Here is a 17,231-nt window from a genome sequence, read left to right on the forward strand (position 1 = left end):
CATGCATTCCGCTACCGTGCATAACAACGACCTTGCCGCCGCGCTGCGGGCATTGCTGCGCCCCGGCGACCATATCTGGTGGGGCCAGGCCACCGCCGAGCCGCTGACGCTGACGCGCGCGCTGGTCGAGCACCGCCACGCGCTGGCCCGGGGCGGGCGGCTGAGCGTGTTTGTCGGCATCGGCCAGTCCGACACGCTGCAGCCGGCGCAGGCGGACGTGATCGATTTCTTCGGCTATGCCGCCAGCGGCCCGCATCGCGCGCTGGCCAGGGCCGGCGTGCTGGACATCGTGCCCAGCCACTATTCGCACCTGCCTGGTCTGATCCGCCAGGGCGCGCTGCGCGCGGACGTGGTGCTGGTGCAGGTGTCGCCGCCCGACGAGGCAGGCCGCTACAGCATGGGCCTGGTGCATGAGTACATTCCCGCGGCGCTCGACCGCGCCCGCGTGATCGTCGCCGAGGTGAACCCGGACGTGCCATGGACCTACGGCAGCCGCCACCTCACCGCCGATCAGATCGACCTGCTGGTCGATGCCGCGCATGCGCCGATCAGCCTGGACCGCAGCGCCCCCGGCCCGGCGGAACAGGCGATCGCCCGCCATATCGCCGGCTGGGTGGAGGATGGCGCCACGCTGCAGATGGGCATCGGCAACCTGCCGGAGGCGGTGGTGGCCGCGCTGCACGACCGCCGCGACCTGGGCCTGCACAGCGGCGCGGTCGGCGACGGCATTGCCGTGCTGGCCGAGGCGGGCGTGCTGACCAACGCGCGCAAGACCGTCGATACCGGCATCGGCATCGGCGGCATCCTGATGGGCAGCGAGCGCCTGCGCCGCTGGGCCCACCGCAATCCGAAGCTGCAGCTGCGCGAAACCAGCTACACGCATCACCCCGAGGTGCTGGCCAGCCTCGACAAGCTCACGGCGATCAATTCGGCGATCGAGGTCGACCTGACCGGACAGGTGAATGCCGAAGTGGCCGCCGGCGTCTATGTCGGCGCCGTGGGCGGCGCGGTGGACTTCCTGCGCGGCGCCGCGCGCAGCCGCGGCGGCCTGCCCATCGTGGCGCTGCCCGCGACCGCCAAGGGCGCGAGCCGCATCGTGGCGCAACTGTCGGGCCCGGTCAGCACGCCGCGCTCGGATGCCGGCCTGATCGTCACCGAACACGGCGTCGCCGACCTGCGTGGCCAGACCCTGTCGCAACGCGTGCGCCGCATGCTGGCCATTGCCGCCCCGGAACACCGCGAAGACCTGGAGCGCCAGGCCCACGCCCTGCTGCGCCAGTGCGGCGCGGTTTTCGTTGCCATGGCAGGCACGACCTGACCGGGCGCCTGCCCCGGCCTACCCAACAGAATTTCCAAGGAGACTTCCATGCGCCGAGCCGCAATCGTCACCCCCCTCCGTACTCCCGTCGGCACCTTCGGCGGCAGCCTGCGCCCCGTGTCCGTCGAGGAACTGGCGGCCACCACCGTGCGTGCCGTGGTCGAACGCAGCGGCATCGACCCCGCCCGCATCGATGACGTGGTCTTTGCCCAGTCCTACGCCAACAGCGAAGTGCCCTGCGTGGGCCGCTGGGCCGCGCTGCAGGCCGGCCTGCCGGTCGAAGTGCCGGGCATGCAGCTGGACCGCCGCTGCGGCGGCGGCCTGCAGGCCATCGTCACGGCCTCGATGATGGTGCAGAGCGGCGCTGCCGACGTGGTCATTGCCGGCGGCGTCGAAAGCATGAGCAATATCGAGTACTACACCACCGACATGCGCTGGGGCTCGCGCTCGGGCAACGTGAAGTTCTACGACCGCCTCGACCGCGGCCGCGAGCGCTCGCAGCCGGTGGAGCGCTTCGGCAAGATCTCGGGGATGATCGAGACCGCCGAAAACCTGGCGCGCGACTACGGCATCAGCCGCGAGCAGGCCGACGCCTTCTCCGTGCGCAGCCACGAACGCGCCGCGGCGGCGTGGGAATCGGGCCGTTTCGACGCCGAGATCGTGCCGGTGCAGGTGCCGCAGCGCAAGGGCGACCCGGTCACGTTCGCGCGTGACGAGGGCTTCCGCCCCGGCACCTCGATGGAGAGCCTGGGCAAGCTGCGCGCGCTGATGCCCAACGGCACCGTCACCGCCGGCAACGCCAGCCAGCAGAACGATGCCTCGGCCGCCTGCCTGATCGTGGCCGAAGACAAGCTGGCCGAGCTGGGCCTGACCCCGATGGCGACGCTGGTGGGCTGGGCCGCCGCCGGCTGCGAGCCGTCGCACATGGGCATCGGCCCGGTGCCGGCGGTGAAGAAGCTGCTCAAGCGCCTGAACCTGACGCTGGACCAGATGGACCTGGTGGAGCTGAACGAAGCCTTTGCCTGCCAGGTGCTGGCCGTGCTGAAGGGCTGGGAGTGGAACGACCAGGACGCGATCGGGCAGAAGCTCAACGTCAACGGCTCGGGCATCTCGCTGGGCCATCCGATCGGCGCCACCGGCGTGCGCATCCTGGCCACGCTGCTGCACGAACTGCAGCGCCGTGGCGGCCGCTATGGCCTGGAAACCATGTGCATCGGCGGCGGCCAGGGCATCGCCGCGGTGTTCGAGCGCTGCTGACCGCCAGCTGCTCCGTCGTCGAGCCATCATCCCGCGCAGGCGCGGATCCGGTGTCGCTGAAAGATCCCGGGTTCCCGCGTGCGTGGAGCCGATCAGCCGATATGCCCCCACGCTGCTCGACCCGCAACGTCTCCCGGCATCTGCGGCGGGCAGCAACGACGCCACCGCCACGATTTCCATGACCGATTCCGCCGCCAATTCCCTTCCCGACCTGCCGCCCCCTTCGCCGCGCACGGGTGCGCTGAGCCACCTGCGCGTGCTCGACCTGTCGCGCGTGCTGGCCGGGCCGTGGTCCACCCAGAACCTGGCGGACATGGGCGCCGACGTCATCAAGATCGAGAAGCCCGGCGAAGGCGACGATACCCGCCACTGGGGTCCTCCGTTCCTGTCGGGCGAGGATGGCACGCCCACGCGGCAGGCCAGCTACTTCACCGCGGCCAACCGCAACAAGCGCTCGGTCACCGTGGACATGTCGAAGCCCGAAGGCCAGGCACTGATCCGCGAGCTGGCCCGCCACAGCGATGTGGTGGTGGAGAACTTCAAGACCGGCGGCCTCAGGCGCTATGGGCTGGACTACGAGAGCCTGAGCGCGCTCAATCCGCGCCTGGTCTACTGCTCGGTGACCGGCTTCGGCCATACCGGGCCGTATGCGGCCCGCCCCGGCTACGACCTGCTGATCCAGGCCATGAGCGGCCTGATGAGCATCACCGGCCATGCCGACAGCGAACCCGGCGGCGGCCCGATGAAGGTGGGCGTGGCGGTGATCGACCTGTTCACCGGCATGTACGCCACCACCGCGATCCTGGGCGCGCTGGAAGCGCGCCACTACACCGGCCGCGGCCAGCATATCGACATCGCGCTGCTGGACGTGGCGATGGCGGTGCTCGCCAACCAGGGCGCGGGCTTCCTCAATGCCGGGGACGTGCCCCGCCGCCAGGGCAATATCCATCCGAGCGTAGTGCCCTACCAGGACTTCCCTACCGCCGACGGCAACATGCTGCTGGCGATCGGCAACGACGGCCAGTTCGCGCGCTTCTGCGAGGCCGCGGGCGTGGACTGGGCCCGCGACGAGCGCTATGCGACCAACACCGGCCGCGTCAACAACCGCAAGGTGCTGATCGCGATGATGATGGCGCTGACGCGCACGCGCACCACCGCCGAATGGGTCGCGCTGCTCGAAGCCAATTCGGTGCCGTGCGGCCCGATCAACAATATCGCCCAGGCATATGCCGACCCGCATGTGCAGTCGCGCGGCCTGCGCATCGAGCAGTCGCGCTATCCGGGCGCGCAGCCGCCCGCCGGCCAGAGCGTCAACCGGGTGGTGACCGCCGCCAGTCCGCTGCGCCTGTCGGAGACGCCGACCACGCTGCGCCATGCTCCGCCGGCGCTGGGCCAGCACACCGAGGAAGTGCTGCGCGACTACCTGAAGCTCGATGCGCAGCAGGTGGAGGCACTGCGCAGCAAGGGTGTGGTGTAAGCCGAGACGACAATAAGCTGCCGACAGGGTTGCCCGAGGGGCAGCGCCAGGTGCCGCGCCAGGTGCCGCGCTGGCCGGGCTGTGCGGCCTGACACGCGCACTTTCGGCAGGCTCGAACGGGGCCTTTGCCGATCCGCGATTGCAGCGCACCTGCCGCGCACCTACACTGGCGTCGTCCGGTTTGCCGGACGGTTTTCTACCCCGCACAAGGACTTTCCGCGCGATGCTCCCGGACCGAGCTGCTTTCCAACGGATCAGCGACATCCCCCGCCACTGGGCCACCGAGGCCCCTGACCGCGCGGCCGTTTTCGAGGATGGCCGCACCGTGAACTTCGGGCAGCTGTGGCAGGGCATCGAGGATGCCCAGGCCTGGCTGCAGGCGCAGGGCGTCGGCAGCGGCGACCGGGTGCTGGTCGTGGCAGAGAACTGCCTGGCCGTGATCACACTGGTGTTCGCGCTATCCGAACTGGGCGCGTGGCCGGTGGTGGTCAACGCGCGCCTGTCGGAGCGCGAGATCGAGGTGATCCGCTGCCACTGCCAGCCGCGCCTGATGCTGTTTACCCACGCCGCCTCGCCCGACGCGCTGCGGCACGGCGTGCGCTACCGTGCCCGCGAGATCGCGCCGGCCGGCCTCGGCCCGCTGATGGCCAGCATTGCCGATAGCGCCAGCGAACGCGAGCCCGAAGCCCTGGCACGCGAGGTCGCCGCGCTGATCTATACCTCCGGCACCACCGGGCAGCCCAAGGGCGTGATGGTGACGCACCGCGGCCTGCTGCACTTTGCCCGCGTCACGGTCGAATCGCGCCGCATGCAGCCGGATGACTGCGCCTACGCTGTCATGCCGATGTCGCATGTGTTCGGGCTGGGCACGCTGCTGGTGTCGACCCTCCAGGCCGGCGCCAGCCTGTACCTGAGCGCGCGCTTCAATGCGGCGGACCTCACCGCAGCGATCCGGCAAGGGGCAATCACGCTGCTGCAGGGCGTGCCGACCATGTTCAGCCGCATCCTCGCGCATGTGCGCGCCAGCGGCATGCCGCTGGCGCCATCGCCCAGGCTGCGCTACCTGTACACCGGCGGCGGGCCGCTCGACCCGACGCTCAAGCAGGAGGTCGAAGCGATGTTCGGCCAGCCGCTGCACCATGGCTACGGCATGACCGAATACGCGGGCTCGCTCTTCGTCACGCGCATGGACCGGCCGCGCGGCGATTGCTCGGCGGGCGAGATCGTCGAAGGCGCCGAACTGCAGGTGCTCGGGGCCGACGGCCAGCCGGCGCCGGCCGGCGAACCCGGCGAGCTATGGGTCAGGGGCCCGGGGGTCATGCGCGGCTATTACCGCGCGCCGGCGCTGACCGCCGAGGCGCTGCGCCCCGGCGGCTGGCTCAACACCGGCGACCTGGGCCGGCTGGGGCCCGACGGCGCGCTGTTCATCGTGGGCCGCACCAAGGACCTGATCATCCACTCGGGCTTCAACGTCTATCCGATCGAGGTCGAATCGGTGATCAACACGCATCCGTCGGTGCGCGTGTCGGCCGTGGTAGGCCAGCCTGCCGCGGACGGCAACGAGCAGGTGATTGCCTTTGTCGAGATCAAGGACGGCGAGAAATTCGATGCGGCGGCGCTGCACGACTACCTGGTCGACCGCCTGTCGCCGTACAAGCGCCCGGAGAAGATCCTGCGCGTCGCCACCATCCCGACCACGGCCAGCGGCAAGCTGCTCAAGCATCAGCTCAAGCAGATGGTTTCGCAGCAGAAGCAGCGGTAGCGGCGGGCCTCAGTCCTGCCGCCCGAGGCCGTCCTCGACCAGCAGGTCGACCAGCTTGCGCGCGAACAGCGGCAACGCGCCGACATCCGCCACGCAGACCTGCAGCTTGCGCTCGGCCCATTCGTCGTTGAGCTGGATGATGCGCAGCGCCATCGTGCCGGCGTGCCGCGCAGCCGTGCTCTCGGGCAGCACGCCGACGCCGACATTGGCCTCGATCATGCGGCAGGCGGTCTCGAAATTGCTGACCTGGACGCGCCAGCGCAGCTCGCGCTGCAGGTCGGCCGCGGCACGCTTGAGGAAGTTGTGGATGGCGCTGGCTTCCGGCAGGCCGATAAAGTCGTAGTCGAGCGTATCGATGAAATCCACGGTATCGCGCTCGGCCAGCGGATGGCTCAGTGCGGTCGCAAGCACCAGCCGGTCGCGCCGGTAGGGCATGACCTCCAGTCCTTCGGTGCGTACATTGCCGGCGATGATGCCGATATCGATCATCCCCTCCTGCACCGCACGCACGATGTCCGGGCTGAGCCGCTCCTGCATGTCGATGGTCACGTCGGGATTGTTGACGAGGTAGGTGCGCAGCACCGCGGGCAGGAACTCGCTCATCGCCGTGGTGTTGGCAAAGACGCGCACATGGCCCTTCACGCCCGCCACGTATTCCTGCAAATCGCCGCTGAGCTGCTCCAGCTGGCGGATCACGCGGCGCGCGTGGGCCAGCAAGGTCTCGCCGGCACCGGTGACTTTCACGCCCTGGCTGCTGCGGCTCAGCAGCTTGACGCCGACGTACTCTTCCAGGTTCTTGATGCGGGTGCTGGCCGCGGCCAGCGACAGGTGGGAACGCTGCGCGCCGCCGGTCAGGCTCTGGGCCTCGGCAATATGCGTGAACAGTTTCAGATCGACCAGATCAAAGCGCATTACATCGTTCCCTAGCGTGGTACGGGATTATCGCGCAAAGGCGCCGCCTGTACACGACGCCGGTGCGAATGCCGCACCGCCGGGGCGAATATCGCCCAGCGTTGGCGCCGGCCGGTCGAACTGCGAGGGCGGGGCCGATGCGTTGCGCATCGCGGTCCTCACTGCCGCCGACCCGGTCGATGCGGATCACGTCCGCGCCGTAGCGCGCGATGGGGCTCAGGCTACCGAACGGTGCCGCTCCGGAGCGCGATGCAGCGCGAGACGGCGCGCCGCATCGATGGACAGGCCAAAGCGGTCATAGAAGGCGCAGTCGAGGTCGCTATTGGCGGGCCAGCCGGCAAAGCGCGCCAGGCCGGCCGTCACCACTTGCCCCGACATGGCTTCGAACAGCACGCGCATCAGCCGCTGCGTCCGGCACAGGTCCGTCAGCGCGGTGCCCTGCGCGAACAGCGTGCGGCGCACCTGCGCCGTGGACATGTCCAGCCGTTCGGCGATGAATGCGGCGCTCCAGGCGTATTGCGGTTGCAGGAATACCCGCTTGCAGATGCGGTGATGCAGCGCCGCCTGCGCCGCAGCGGGCATCACGCCGTGCAGTTCGAGGTCGCACAACGCAGGCTGCGCGCCGCTGCCGTCCAGATGCAGGTCGACGGCTTCGAACGGCGCGACCGTGATCTCCTGGCCCGGCAGCAGCACGCGTTCGTAGCCGCGCCGCCTGATTGCCACCCGCCCCTGCGTGGCAGCGACCGACAGCGGGAAGGCCAGCAGCAGCCGCTGCAGGCTGATATGCATGGGGGACTGCAGATGGACGCGCATGATGGTTCGGAAAGCGGTCTGTGACGATGACTATCATCGCCGCCCGCGAGAATTCCTGCCTCTGCAATTTCCGAACACTCCATTCGCCGCCGCCACATGGGCCCGCCTGGGGAACGGCCGCGGCGTCCGGCGACGCAAGCACTCAGGAAGAAGTCGAGGTCGGGAACACCGGTGCGCGCTTCTCGCGGAACGACGCCACGTCCTCCCTGGCCTCCGGACCGCCGAAGCCGAACACCTCCAGCGCCAGCGACGCATCGAAGGTCGGCCCCTGGGTCAGTGCGGTGCGCAGGCGCTGGTGTGAAAAGAGGCGGCATGGAGATGCCAGCTGTGCCCCATGCTGCATATTGCTGCATTCTGCCAAGCCACGGCATTCTGTTGGGTATCCTGATGAAGGAGGACGGCGCCCCTCAACACTCCATACGCGGCGTGTGCTCCTGGTTGCGGGCGCACGAACGCCCGATGCTCCTTTGATATCCCTGCGGTCCGGCCGGAAGATCGCAACTGCCGGGGCGGCGACAGTTCGCACAAATTCTTTGCAAGGACATCCAGATGAAACCGAACAAGGCTTGTCCAATTGTCCTGAGACGCACGCAGAACGGTCTGGAGATCCTGGCGTTCGAGCATCCCCTCGCCGGATTCCAGATCGTCAAAGGCACGATCGAGCCCGGCGAGCCACCGGCGGATGCCGCCGTGCGCGAGCTGCGCGAGGAGTCCGGGATCACTGGCGTGGCCACGGCCGACCTGGGGTTGTGGGAATCCGGTTACGAACAACAGGTATGGTCGCTCCATCTCTGCGAGCCAATGCAGCCGCTGCCGGACACCTGGGAGCACCACACAGCCGATGATGACGGCCATGTGTTCAGGTTTTTCTGGCATCCCTTGGGCGAAGCTCTGTCCGATCAGTGGCATTCGCTGTACCGGGATGCGCTGTCCACCATCGGGATACGACTGGCACGGATGGGAAAGTCCTAGAACGACATGCAGACGTGGCTGCGCACCCTGAGCACCGCTTCCTGCCGGAAGCGGGTCTTGTACTCGCTGGCGATGGCGCGTACCGCCGCCTCGCTGCGTTCGTCGGGGGCATGCACCAGGCTGAGCACGCGTGTGGCCTCGCTGACCGCCTTGCCATCCGCGCCGCGCCATTGGCCGGAAGCCGGCCAGGCCGTGAAGCCGTCCGGAAAGCGCGGCGCCACGGAATCCTGCACGAAGGCATCCCATTCCGCCTCGGACACCGTTCCGCCGGGCTTTGCCATGCCGAAATAGAGCCGTTCGCCGATTGCCGCTTGCTCTCCTGCCGCGCATGCGGGAGCCGGTACGGCAACGCAACCCGAAAGCGGGAATGCCAGCGCCAGCGCGATGACGATGGCATTCCCGAAACGAGACCAAGGCGAGCAGCGAATCCGCATCCGTGCAGATTAGTGCAGCGTCTGGCCCTCGTAAACGGTAAGGGCCTGACAAAAAAGCCGCTCCGAAGAGCGGCCCTTCTCACCAGCGCAAAATCCGCGGCGGCGTCAGTCGTCCAGCAGCGACAGGTCGCGCACGGCGCCCTTGTCGGCGGACATCACCAGCTTGGCATAGGCCTTCAGCGCGGCCGACACCTTGCGCGGGCGCGCCTTGGCCGGCTTCCAGCCGCGGGCGTCCTGCTCTGCGCGGCGGCGCGCCAGTTCCTCGTCGGACACCAGCACGTCGATGGTGCGATTGGGGATGTCGATGCGGATCTTGTCGCCGTCGCGCACCAGGCCGATCGCACCGCCGGCTGCCGCCTCGGGCGAGCAATGGCCGATGGACAGGCCCGAGGTGCCGCCCGAGAAGCGGCCGTCGGTCAGCAGTGCGCACGCCTTGCCCAGGCCCTTGGACTTGATGTAGCTGGTCGGGTACAGCATTTCCTGCATGCCGGGGCCGCCCTTGGGGCCTTCGTAGCGCACGATCACCACGTCGCCGGCCTTGACCTTGTCGTTCAGGATGTTCTCGACCGCCTCGTCCTGCGACTCGGTGACATGCGCCGAGCCCTCGAACACCAGGATGCTCTCGTCCACGCCGGCGGTCTTCACCACGCAGCCGTCGAGCGCGATATTGCCCCGCAGCACGGCCAGGCCGCCTTCCTTGGAGAAGGCATGCTCATAGGAGCGGATGCAGCCCTCGGCACGGTCCAGGTCCAGGCTCGGCCAGCGCGTGTCCTGGCTGAACGCCACCTGCGTCGGGATGCCGGCCGGGCCGGCCATGTAGAAGTGGCGGACCGCTTCGTCCTGCGTGCGGCCGATATCCCACTGCTCCAGCGCGTCCTTGAGCGAGGGGGCATGGACCGTCGGCACGTCGGTATGCAGCTTGCCGGCGCGCTCCAGCTCGCCCAGGATCGCCATGATGCCGCCGGCGCGGTGCACGTCTTCGATGTGGTACTTGTTGGTGTTGGGCGCGACCTTGCACAGCTGCGGCACCACGCGCGAGAGGCGGTCGATGTCGTCCATGGTGAAGTCGATGCCCGCTTCCTGCGCGATCGCCAGCAAGTGCAGGATGGTGTTGGTCGAGCCGCCCATGGCGATATCCAGCGTCATGGCGTTCTCGAAGGCCTTGAAGCCGACCGAGCGCGGCAGCACGCGCGCGTCTTCCTGCTCGTAGTACTGGCGTGCCAGTTCCACGATGCGGCTGCCGGCACGCCTGAACAGTTGCTCGCGGTCGGCGTGGGTCGCCACCACGGTGCCGTTGCCCGGCAGCGACAGGCCCAGCGCCTCGGTCAGGCAGTTCATGGAGTTGGCCGTGAACATGCCCGAGCACGAACCGCAGGTGGGGCACGCGGAGCGCTCCACCTCGGCCACGTCGGCGTCGGAGTAGGCGCTGTCGGCGGCGATCACCATGGCGTCGACCAGGTCGAGCTTCTTGAACTCGACGGCCTTGGTGACGGGATTGGCCAGGCGCGTCTTGCCGGCTTCCATCGGGCCGCCGGAGACGAAGATCACCGGGATGTTGAGGCGCATCGCGGCCATCAGCATGCCCGGGGTGATCTTGTCGCAGTTGGAGATGCACACCATGGCATCGGCGCAGTGCGCGTTGACCATGTACTCGACCGAGTCGGCGATGATGTCGCGGCTGGGCAGCGAGTACAGCATGCCGTCGTGGCCCATGGCGATGCCGTCATCGACCGCGATGGTGTTGAATTCCTTGGCCACGCCGCCGGCGGCCTCGATCTCGCGCGCGACCAGCTGGCCCAGGTCCTTCAGGTGCACGTGCCCGGGCACGAACTGGGTGAACGAATTGACCACCGCGACGATGGGCTTGCTGAAATCTTCATCTTTCATGCCGGTGGCACGCCACAGCGAGCGGGCCCCCGCCATGTTGCGGCCGGCGGTGGAGGTCTTGGAACGGTATGTGGGCATTGTTTTGCTAAGGAATGTCGCCAGAAAGGTTGCGGGCCACGGGATGAACGGCCCTGCGCGCGCCCGTGCGGACAACCTCTTGAGCTGCGCCCTGGGCAAACCGGGGATTATCCCATAACAGGTCGGGAATCAGTTTCCGGTGCGACGGGCATTTGCCATGGCGTCGAGGATGAAATCGGCAAAATATGCCGATAAGCTCACTTTCATCATGGGCAAGACGCCGCCCCCATACAACGCAGGCACTGACCAGGCGGACTAACCGATGGCCGCCGCCCGGGGCGTCATGGCTTGACCTCGGTCCACCCGGGCCCGGGATCGAACGACCGGATTGCACCGGCCCGGGCCGCGCTGTCGGGGCCCAGGTCGCGCTCGAAGACGCGGCCGTCGTGGCTCACCATGAAGCTCTTGATGCCGGTATCCCCATACCGGAGCGGCCACGCGATCAGGGCAAACCCGCCAAAGAGCTTGCCGTCGACGACATAGTCGTACTTGCCGCCCGGCGCGTGCGAACCCTGCGATGTCAGCAGCCGGTAGCGATAGCCGTGGTAGCCGCTGCCCGGCGCGCTGCGATGTTCGGCGCTGAGGAAGGCCGGGCCAAGCGGGCTTTCCGGTTCGCCGGGCCGGGTTGGCCAGTACAGGCCATCATGCTTGCCGGGCGAACTGACCAGCTTCGAGGCATACGCCGTCACGCCGCGGTCCTGGCGCATCAGCTGCGCGTATTCGTTCTGCGCATCGCACACGGCGAGCAAGGTCTGCATCGCCGCGAGTTCGTTGCGGCCGATACGGCGCACGCGCATCTCCTCGACGCCGGCGCGCGTATCGAAATGCCAGCCCTTTGCCGTCTTCACCAGCGGAACCGGCATGGTCCAGCCGTCCTTGCCCGCGGCAATGCGGGCGCGGTCGGGCCCGTCGGAGCGAATCGCGTGCGACTGGTGCCAGGCTTCCAGGAACCTGTAGCGGATCTCTGCGCCGACCGGCGGGATCAGGTCCGTGTAGCGGGCGCCGAGCAGCGACTTCATGGCGTCGTCGTCGCTGGTGGCCACGGCTTCGCCGAAGGCGTTCATTGCCGCCTCGGGCGTGGCGAAGCTCTTCTGCGCGTAGGCCGGGGCCATCGCCAGGGCGAGCAGCACCCCTCCAAGGGACAACGCCTTGCGGCAGGGCCACGCGAGGCCCGATCGTTGCGTGCGTTGCATATCGCTGTCCCCCGTTCAACGCCGTCCGCCACGGCCGCCGCCACCACGGCCACCGCCGAAGCCCCCGCCGCCACGGCCGCCGCCGCCACTGAAGCCACCGCCGCCGCCGCGGTGGCCGCCACCGTCGCGGAACGAGGACGATTGCATGCTGGAGCGGCCGCGGTCGAAGTCACGCTGCGCGGCCGCGCCACCGCCGCCTACGCCCTGAAACGCGTTGTCGCGGCCGCCGCCAGCGGCCCGGTCGGAAGCGCGAGCCCGTTCGGACGCTCCGGCCCGATCGGACACGCCAGCCCGATCGGACACGCCAGCCCGATCGGACACGCCAGCCCGATCGGACACGCCGGCGCGATCCCCCGCACCCCCGCGATCGCCTGGACCTCTGTCCGCGCCGCCTCGATCACCTCGGCCGCCGCGGTCGCCGCCAAGGTCGCCGCGCCCACCGCGATCCGCGCCCGCCATGCGGTCCGACACGCCGCCCGCGCCTTCGCGGCCGCGGAATTCGTTGCGGCGGTTGGCGGCAGCCGCATCCCGCCCGCCAAACCTCTCGCTCGTCGCGTTATCCCGGTACGCCACGCCTTTGCGGTGCGAGGCGTCGTGCTGCCATCGCCCTCCGCTCTGCACCTTGGTGCGATCGAAGTTGCGGTCGATATTGGCGGCCTTGTTGACGTTGATGTTGACGTCGCCGCCGCCCCAGTTGCAGTTGCCGAAAATGGCACCGGCAGCGGCCAGGCCGACGCCCCATGCAAAGCCGGTCATCAGCGCGGCGCCAGGATAGTACGCGGGATAAGGCGGCCAGTAATACGGCGGGTAGGCAGGATAGCTCCAGGCGCCGTACACCACCGTCGGGTTGTAAGCCGGTACGTAGATGACTTCCGGGTTCGCCGGCTCGATCTTCACGATGGTTTGTGCGGGCGGTGCCGGCTGCCCTGCCGGCGGCGCTGGCGCAGGCTCGACAATGACCTTCTGCTGCTCGTTCGATTTGAGATTGCCCGATTGCTGCGCGCGTGCCCGCAGCCGCTGCACGGCGTCGAGCACTTCCTTCTCCTGGCCAATGAACGCGTCGCCCAGCTTCTGCGTCCAGTCGAGCTTGTCGCTCATGGGCTCCAGCACCTGCGGAAAGGCCACCAGCGACTTGACGCTGACGTCCCAGGACTGGCTCTCGACTGCCTTCAGCGCAGCATCCCCCTTCACGTTGGGATTGGCCTTGACCCAGCGGGCTGCCTGCACGATCTCGAGCGGATAGGTGGAAGCCATCAGCACCTGGGACAGCACGGAATCGGGATAGAGCGCGATGGGCGCGACCAGCGCTTCAAGTTCCTCCGGCTTGAACGGTGCCGGCGCGGCTGGCGCATTTTGCGCACGGACATTCAGTGCCAGGCATACCAGGCCTGCGCACAGCCAGGCGCCGACCCGGCGCCACAGACGCATCCCCCGCCCTTCCATGGCCAGTCTCCCTCGCCCCGTCGCCGGGCATCGTCCGGGTCTGAACTTCCGGCCTGGCGCCAGCACACTGCTCCCGCAGGTCCGGGAAAGGTAAAAGCGATCGCCAGGTCCTATTGCCCTGACAAACTATAGGTGCCGGCGTCCGCTCGAGAGATGAAAAATTTACGCAAGTGAAATAGGAAAAACTTTGGCAGCATCCGGAGCCGGGCACCGCGGTCAATGCCCGAATCCCGATATTGCTGTCCGATATTGTCTATTGTGAGGAAAGCCAGACAGCGCAACGAAACCGGAAACCTTGCCGTCCCGCGTCTCAAGGCGACCGAACCCAGTGGAGGTGGACCATGGCCAAGCACAAGGAGAAGCGCCACGACAAGGAACAGGCCGAGACCGAGCCGCCCCGCCCCGGGGATGACGCCGGGGACGGCCAGGACGTAGCGCAGGCGCAGCCGCGCGAACGCATGTCCGAGAAGGCTTACCAGAAAGAGCTCCGCCACCTGCATGGCGAACTGGTCAAGCTGCAGCTATGGATCCAGGCCAGCGGCACCAAGGTCTGCGTGGTCTTCGAAGGCCGCGACGGCGCCGGCAAGGGCGGCACCATCAAGGCCATGACCGAACGCGTCAGCCCGCGCGTTTTCCGCGTGGTCGCGCTCCCCGCCCCGACCGAGCGCGAAAAGAGCCAGATGTACGTGCAGCGCTATCTGCCGCACCTGCCGGCGGCGGGCGAGATCGTCATCTTCGACCGCAGCTGGTACAACCGGGCCGGTGTCGAGCGCGTGATGGGGTTCTGCAGCGAGGCCCAGGCCGAGGAGTTCCTGCGGGCCGTGCCGCTGGTGGAGCGGGCCATCGTCAATTCCGGCATCATCCTGATCAAGTACTGGCTGGAAGTCAGCCCCGAAGAGCAGACCCGCCGCCTGAAGGGACGCATCCACGACGACCGCAAGACCTGGAAGCTGACCGACATGGACCTGCGCTCGTACAGCCGCTGGTACGACTATTCACGCGCGCGCGACGCCATGTTCGAAGCGTCCGACAGCGACTTCGCGCCCTGGTTTGTCGCCGATTCGAACGACAAGCGGCGGGCGCGCCTGAATATCATCCGGCATATGCTGGAGCGGATCCCGTACCAGGAGATCGAGCGCAAGGCGGTCAAGCTGCCGGCCAGGCAGAAGGCACACGGCTACCGGGAACCCGACTATCCCTACCGGTACGTGGAGTCGCGCTACTAGGCCCGAGACCGCAATTGCCTAGTCGGCCAGCTTGCGCGACTTCCAGTCGCCGCCCTTTTCCTTGCAGTACCAGCCGGTCCAGCTTTCGGACACGCCGGCACGGCGGAACTCGCTGTGCAACTGCCGGCACCGGTCGCCATGGTCCTGCCGGGAACGCAATGGCGTGAACGCACCTTCGACCGTCCGCTCGCGCGTGTCGGGCGGCAGCGTGAACGGCACGCGCCCACCGTCGGCGCCCTGCTCCAGCGTCCTGCGGAAGACATCGGTCAGCACGTCGAGCTGCTTCTGCGTGAGCGTGCCGACCACGGTGCCGGCGAGGTAGTGATCAAAGTAGGCAATGGCCGTCCCTGCCGGCGCCAGCCCGGCAAGGCATGCGCCGGCGCATGCCAGCGCGCGCAAGACCCCGAAGCGGCGGTTCATGTGGGCTCCTTCGATGTGGTGCCGTGGCAAGCGTGGCCTGACCTGCAAGCACTGGCGCCGGCCGCGTACGGCATCAGTCTTCCTTGCCAAGGTAATCATCGACCGCGCTGCCCACGGTGGGGTGGAACTTGTCGCCGAAGGCTTCCATCAGCTCAAAGCGCTTGAGCTTGTCCCGCACCGGATCCTTCATTTCGGCGAAATGCAAGGCGACGCCGCGCGTGCGCAAAATCTCGCTCAGTTCGCGCAGCATGTCGGCCGACGTGACGTCGACACTGGTCACCGGTTCGGCGGCGACCACCACGCGGCGCACGGGCGTTGGCGAGGCATCGATCGCTTCCATCAGGCGTTCCTGGAACAGTTCGGCGTTGGCAAAGAACAGCGGCGCGTCCCAGCGGAACAGCACCAGCCCGTCGATGCGACTGGCATCCGGGTAGCGCTCGGTATCGTGGTACCCGCGCAGCCCGTCCACTTTGCCCAGCACGGCGTAGTGCGGCCGCCAGCCGTCCCAGAGGAATTCGAGCACGGCGATGACCACGGCAAGGAAGATCCCCTGGATGGTGCCGAACACGGCGACGGCCGCGAAGCACACCATGGACAGCCAGAACTCCCACTGCTGGATGCGGTAGATGCGCTTCAGGTCGGCGATCTCGAACAGGCCGATGGCCGCGGCAATCACCACCGCGGCCAGCGCGCTGCTCGGCAGGTACTGCAGCAGGTTAGGGGCGAACATCAGCAGCATGGCCACGGCCAGCGCGCCGACCACCCCGGTGAGCTGGGTCCTGGCGCCAGCGGCTTCGGCCACTGGCGTGCGCGAGGCGCTGCTGCTGATCGGGAAGCCCTGGAACAGCCCCGCCGCCAGGTTGGCGGCGCCCAGCCCCACCATCTCCTGGTTCGGATCGACCCGGGTGTTGGTGCGGGCGGCATAGGTGCGCGACAGCACGCTGGTGTCCGCGAAGGCGATCAGCGCGACCGCGCACCCGCCCACCACGATCTTCACCAGGTCCGCGCCGTCCAGCCACGGCACGACAAAGGCCGGCAGCCCTTGCGGCGTCTTGCCCAGCACCTTGACGCCCTGCTGGTCCAGATCGAACACGCTGACGACGAGCGTGGCGACGACCACCGCAATCAGGATGCCCGGCACGCGCTCGAAGCGCTTCAGGGCCAGGATCAGGGCCAGGCTGCCGGCGCCGACGGCGAAGCTGTACCAGTGGATCTGTCCGGCCAGGAAGGCGCCGCCCAGGCTGAGCATTTCCCGCAGCGGTCCGGCTTCCTCGACGGAAATCGCGAACAGCTTTGGCATCTGGCTGACCAGCACGGCGAAGGCAATGCCGTTCATGTAGCCGTAGCGGATCGGCTTGGACAACAGTTCGGCGACGAAGCCCAGGCGCAGCAGCCCCATCACGATGCAGACCACCCCCGCGACCACCGCCATCATGCTGGCCACCAGTACGGCGCGCGCCGGATCGCCGCCGGCGACCTGCAGGACCACGGCCAGGATCGGCGCGGCCAATGCCGAATCCGGACCCAGCACCAGGATCCGGCTCGGCCCGAACAAGGCGTACGCCAGCAGCGGGACCATGGTGGCGTAAAGCCCGTAGACGCCCGGTACGCCAGAGGCCACGGCGTACGCGATGCCCACCGGCATCAGCATGGTGGTCAGCACCAGCCCGGCGGCCAGGTCGCGCGGCAGCCAGTCCGCGCGATAGGACTTCAATACCTGCACGCCAGGAAGCCAGCGCAGCCACCCTGCCATCCCGCTGGCATCCCGTCCGGCGAAGCGCGTGAGTTTCTGAGGCTCCATGAACAGCGATCTCGTTCGACACGCATCGACTATAGGCGGTAGTGACGTGGTCTTGCCATGCCATGGGGCGCCGTTACCGCGCTTCCTCTCGTTTTCCCCGATTGTCCCTGAATGCAAAAGTGTTGTCCCGGAAAGCCAAACCCGCGGCAGCCAATCCTAGATACTTCGCGGGTCACAACCGGCCTGCGCCCACCGCTCGCAAGAGCTCTGGCCTCACTTGCGGGCGCAACCGCAGCCG

14 protein-coding genes and 1 pseudogene are annotated in these 17,231 nt (G+C 68.1%); 6 read left to right on the forward strand and 9 right to left on the reverse strand.

Features of this window, described 5'->3' with window-relative positions; genetic code table 11:
* Nucleotide 1: 1 nt before the first annotated feature.
* The 4 genes from JTE92_RS06850 to JTE92_RS06865 all read left to right on the forward strand — a co-directional run bounded on the left by JTE92_RS06850 (nucleotide 2) and on the right by JTE92_RS06865 (nucleotide 5,814).
* Nucleotides 2-1,318 carry an acetyl-CoA hydrolase/transferase family protein gene (locus JTE92_RS06850; protein ID WP_063239193.1) on the forward strand — a complete coding sequence of 439 codons (1,317 nt, stop codon included), beginning with the start codon at nucleotides 2-4 and terminating at the stop codon, nucleotides 1,316-1,318.
* 48 nt (nucleotides 1,319-1,366) lie between these two features.
* Nucleotides 1,367-2,575 (forward strand): acetyl-CoA C-acetyltransferase, encoded by a 1,209-nt coding sequence (locus JTE92_RS06855; protein ID WP_063239192.1) that lies wholly within the window; start codon nucleotides 1,367-1,369, stop codon nucleotides 2,573-2,575.
* Between the two features lie 178 nt (nucleotides 2,576-2,753).
* Nucleotides 2,754-4,052, forward strand: coding sequence for a CaiB/BaiF CoA transferase family protein (locus tag JTE92_RS06860; RefSeq protein ID WP_063239390.1), 1,299 nt, complete (start codon nucleotides 2,754-2,756; stop codon nucleotides 4,050-4,052).
* Nucleotides 4,053-4,275: 223 nt separating this feature from the next.
* Nucleotides 4,276-5,814, forward strand: coding sequence for a class I adenylate-forming enzyme family protein (locus tag JTE92_RS06865; RefSeq protein WP_063239191.1), 1,539 nt, complete (start codon nucleotides 4,276-4,278; stop codon nucleotides 5,812-5,814).
* A gap of 9 nt (nucleotides 5,815-5,823) precedes the next feature.
* On the opposite strand, the gene JTE92_RS06870 is transcribed toward JTE92_RS06865, so the two are convergent.
* The 3 genes and pseudogenes from JTE92_RS06870 to JTE92_RS30365 form a co-directional block, all read right to left on the reverse strand.
* A complete protein-coding gene (locus JTE92_RS06870) occupies nucleotides 5,824-6,726 on the reverse strand; it encodes a LysR family transcriptional regulator (RefSeq protein WP_063239190.1) in 903 nt (300 codons plus the stop codon).
* A 216-nt stretch (nucleotides 6,727-6,942) separates the two neighbouring features.
* Nucleotides 6,943-7,515 (reverse strand): AraC family transcriptional regulator, encoded by a 573-nt coding sequence (locus JTE92_RS06875; protein WP_232353438.1) that lies wholly within the window; start codon nucleotides 7,513-7,515, stop codon nucleotides 6,943-6,945.
* A gap of 166 nt (nucleotides 7,516-7,681) precedes the next feature.
* Nucleotides 7,682-7,807: pseudogene (locus tag JTE92_RS30365) on the reverse strand (enoyl-CoA hydratase); the annotation flags it as partial.
* 281 nt (nucleotides 7,808-8,088) lie between these two features.
* Here JTE92_RS30365 and JTE92_RS06885 point away from each other — a divergent pair.
* Complete coding sequence (locus tag JTE92_RS06885) at nucleotides 8,089-8,511, forward strand: NUDIX hydrolase (RefSeq protein ID WP_063239187.1); 423 nt, start codon at nucleotides 8,089-8,091, stop codon at nucleotides 8,509-8,511.
* Here the strand turns inward: JTE92_RS06885 and JTE92_RS06890 are convergent.
* The 4 genes from JTE92_RS06890 to JTE92_RS06905 form a co-directional block, all read right to left on the reverse strand.
* Nucleotides 8,508-8,792, reverse strand: coding sequence for a DUF3574 domain-containing protein (locus tag JTE92_RS06890; RefSeq protein ID WP_169834820.1), 285 nt, complete (start codon nucleotides 8,790-8,792; stop codon nucleotides 8,508-8,510). The two genes, JTE92_RS06885 and JTE92_RS06890, sit on opposite strands and share 4 nt — an antisense overlap.
* A 258-nt stretch (nucleotides 8,793-9,050) precedes the next feature.
* Nucleotides 9,051-10,910: a dihydroxy-acid dehydratase gene (gene ilvD, locus JTE92_RS06895; RefSeq protein WP_063239186.1), complete on the reverse strand. Its 1,860-nt coding sequence runs from the start codon at nucleotides 10,908-10,910 to the stop codon at nucleotides 9,051-9,053.
* A 281-nt stretch (nucleotides 10,911-11,191) separates the two neighbouring features.
* Nucleotides 11,192-12,103, reverse strand: a complete 912-nt coding sequence (locus JTE92_RS06900) for a DUF2950 domain-containing protein (protein ID WP_063239185.1) — start codon at nucleotides 12,101-12,103, stop codon at nucleotides 11,192-11,194.
* A 15-nt stretch (nucleotides 12,104-12,118) separates the two neighbouring features.
* Nucleotides 12,119-13,546 (reverse strand): DUF3300 domain-containing protein, encoded by a 1,428-nt coding sequence (locus JTE92_RS06905; protein WP_063239184.1) that lies wholly within the window; start codon nucleotides 13,544-13,546, stop codon nucleotides 12,119-12,121.
* A gap of 341 nt (nucleotides 13,547-13,887) precedes the next feature.
* On the opposite strand from JTE92_RS06905, the gene ppk2 reads away from it, so the two are divergent.
* A complete protein-coding gene (gene ppk2 / locus JTE92_RS06910; RefSeq protein ID WP_084254603.1) occupies nucleotides 13,888-14,772 on the forward strand; it encodes a polyphosphate kinase 2 in 885 nt (294 codons plus the stop codon).
* A gap of 18 nt (nucleotides 14,773-14,790) precedes the next feature.
* Here the strand turns inward: ppk2 and JTE92_RS06915 are convergent, their stop codons facing one another.
* The gene (locus JTE92_RS06915; RefSeq protein ID WP_063239183.1) at nucleotides 14,791-15,192 is read right to left on the reverse strand and encodes a hypothetical protein; all 402 of its coding nucleotides are present in this window, start codon (nucleotides 15,190-15,192) and stop codon (nucleotides 14,791-14,793) included.
* A 73-nt stretch (nucleotides 15,193-15,265) separates the two neighbouring features.
* A complete protein-coding gene (locus JTE92_RS06920) occupies nucleotides 15,266-16,993 on the reverse strand; it encodes a SulP family inorganic anion transporter (protein ID WP_063239182.1) in 1,728 nt (575 codons plus the stop codon).
* Between the last annotated feature and the right edge of the window lie 238 nt (nucleotides 16,994-17,231).

Origin of the sequence: Cupriavidus oxalaticus, from assembly GCF_016894385.1 — a bacterium.
Lineage (GTDB): Bacteria > Pseudomonadota > Gammaproteobacteria > Burkholderiales > Burkholderiaceae > Cupriavidus > Cupriavidus oxalaticus.

Coding starts and splice junctions, on each gene's coding strand:
- JTE92_RS06850 (WP_063239193.1), top strand. CDS start 2: ATGCATTCCGCTACCGTGCATAACAACGACCTTGCCGCCGCGCTGCGG.
- JTE92_RS06855 (WP_063239192.1), top strand. CDS start 1,367: ATGCGCCGAGCCGCAATCGTCACCCCCCTCCGTACTCCCGTCGGCACC.
- JTE92_RS06860 (WP_063239390.1), top strand. CDS start 2,754: ATGACCGATTCCGCCGCCAATTCCCTTCCCGACCTGCCGCCCCCTTCG.
- JTE92_RS06865 (WP_063239191.1), top strand. CDS start 4,276: ATGCTCCCGGACCGAGCTGCTTTCCAACGGATCAGCGACATCCCCCGC.
- JTE92_RS06870 (WP_063239190.1), bottom strand. CDS start 6,726: ATGCGCTTTGATCTGGTCGATCTGAAACTGTTCACGCATATTGCCGAG.
- JTE92_RS06875 (WP_232353438.1), bottom strand. CDS start 7,515: ATGCATATCAGCCTGCAGCGGCTGCTGCTGGCCTTCCCGCTGTCGGTC.
- JTE92_RS06885 (WP_063239187.1), top strand. CDS start 8,089: ATGAAACCGAACAAGGCTTGTCCAATTGTCCTGAGACGCACGCAGAAC.
- JTE92_RS06890 (WP_169834820.1), bottom strand. CDS start 8,792: ATGGCAAAGCCCGGCGGAACGGTGTCCGAGGCGGAATGGGATGCCTTC.
- ilvD (WP_063239186.1), bottom strand. CDS start 10,910: ATGCCCACATACCGTTCCAAGACCTCCACCGCCGGCCGCAACATGGCG.
- JTE92_RS06900 (WP_063239185.1), bottom strand. CDS start 12,103: ATGCAACGCACGCAACGATCGGGCCTCGCGTGGCCCTGCCGCAAGGCG.
- JTE92_RS06905 (WP_063239184.1), bottom strand. CDS start 13,546: ATGGAAGGGCGGGGGATGCGTCTGTGGCGCCGGGTCGGCGCCTGGCTG.
- ppk2 (WP_084254603.1), top strand. CDS start 13,888: ATGGCCAAGCACAAGGAGAAGCGCCACGACAAGGAACAGGCCGAGACC.
- JTE92_RS06915 (WP_063239183.1), bottom strand. CDS start 15,192: ATGAACCGCCGCTTCGGGGTCTTGCGCGCGCTGGCATGCGCCGGCGCA.
- JTE92_RS06920 (WP_063239182.1), bottom strand. CDS start 16,993: ATGGAGCCTCAGAAACTCACGCGCTTCGCCGGACGGGATGCCAGCGGG.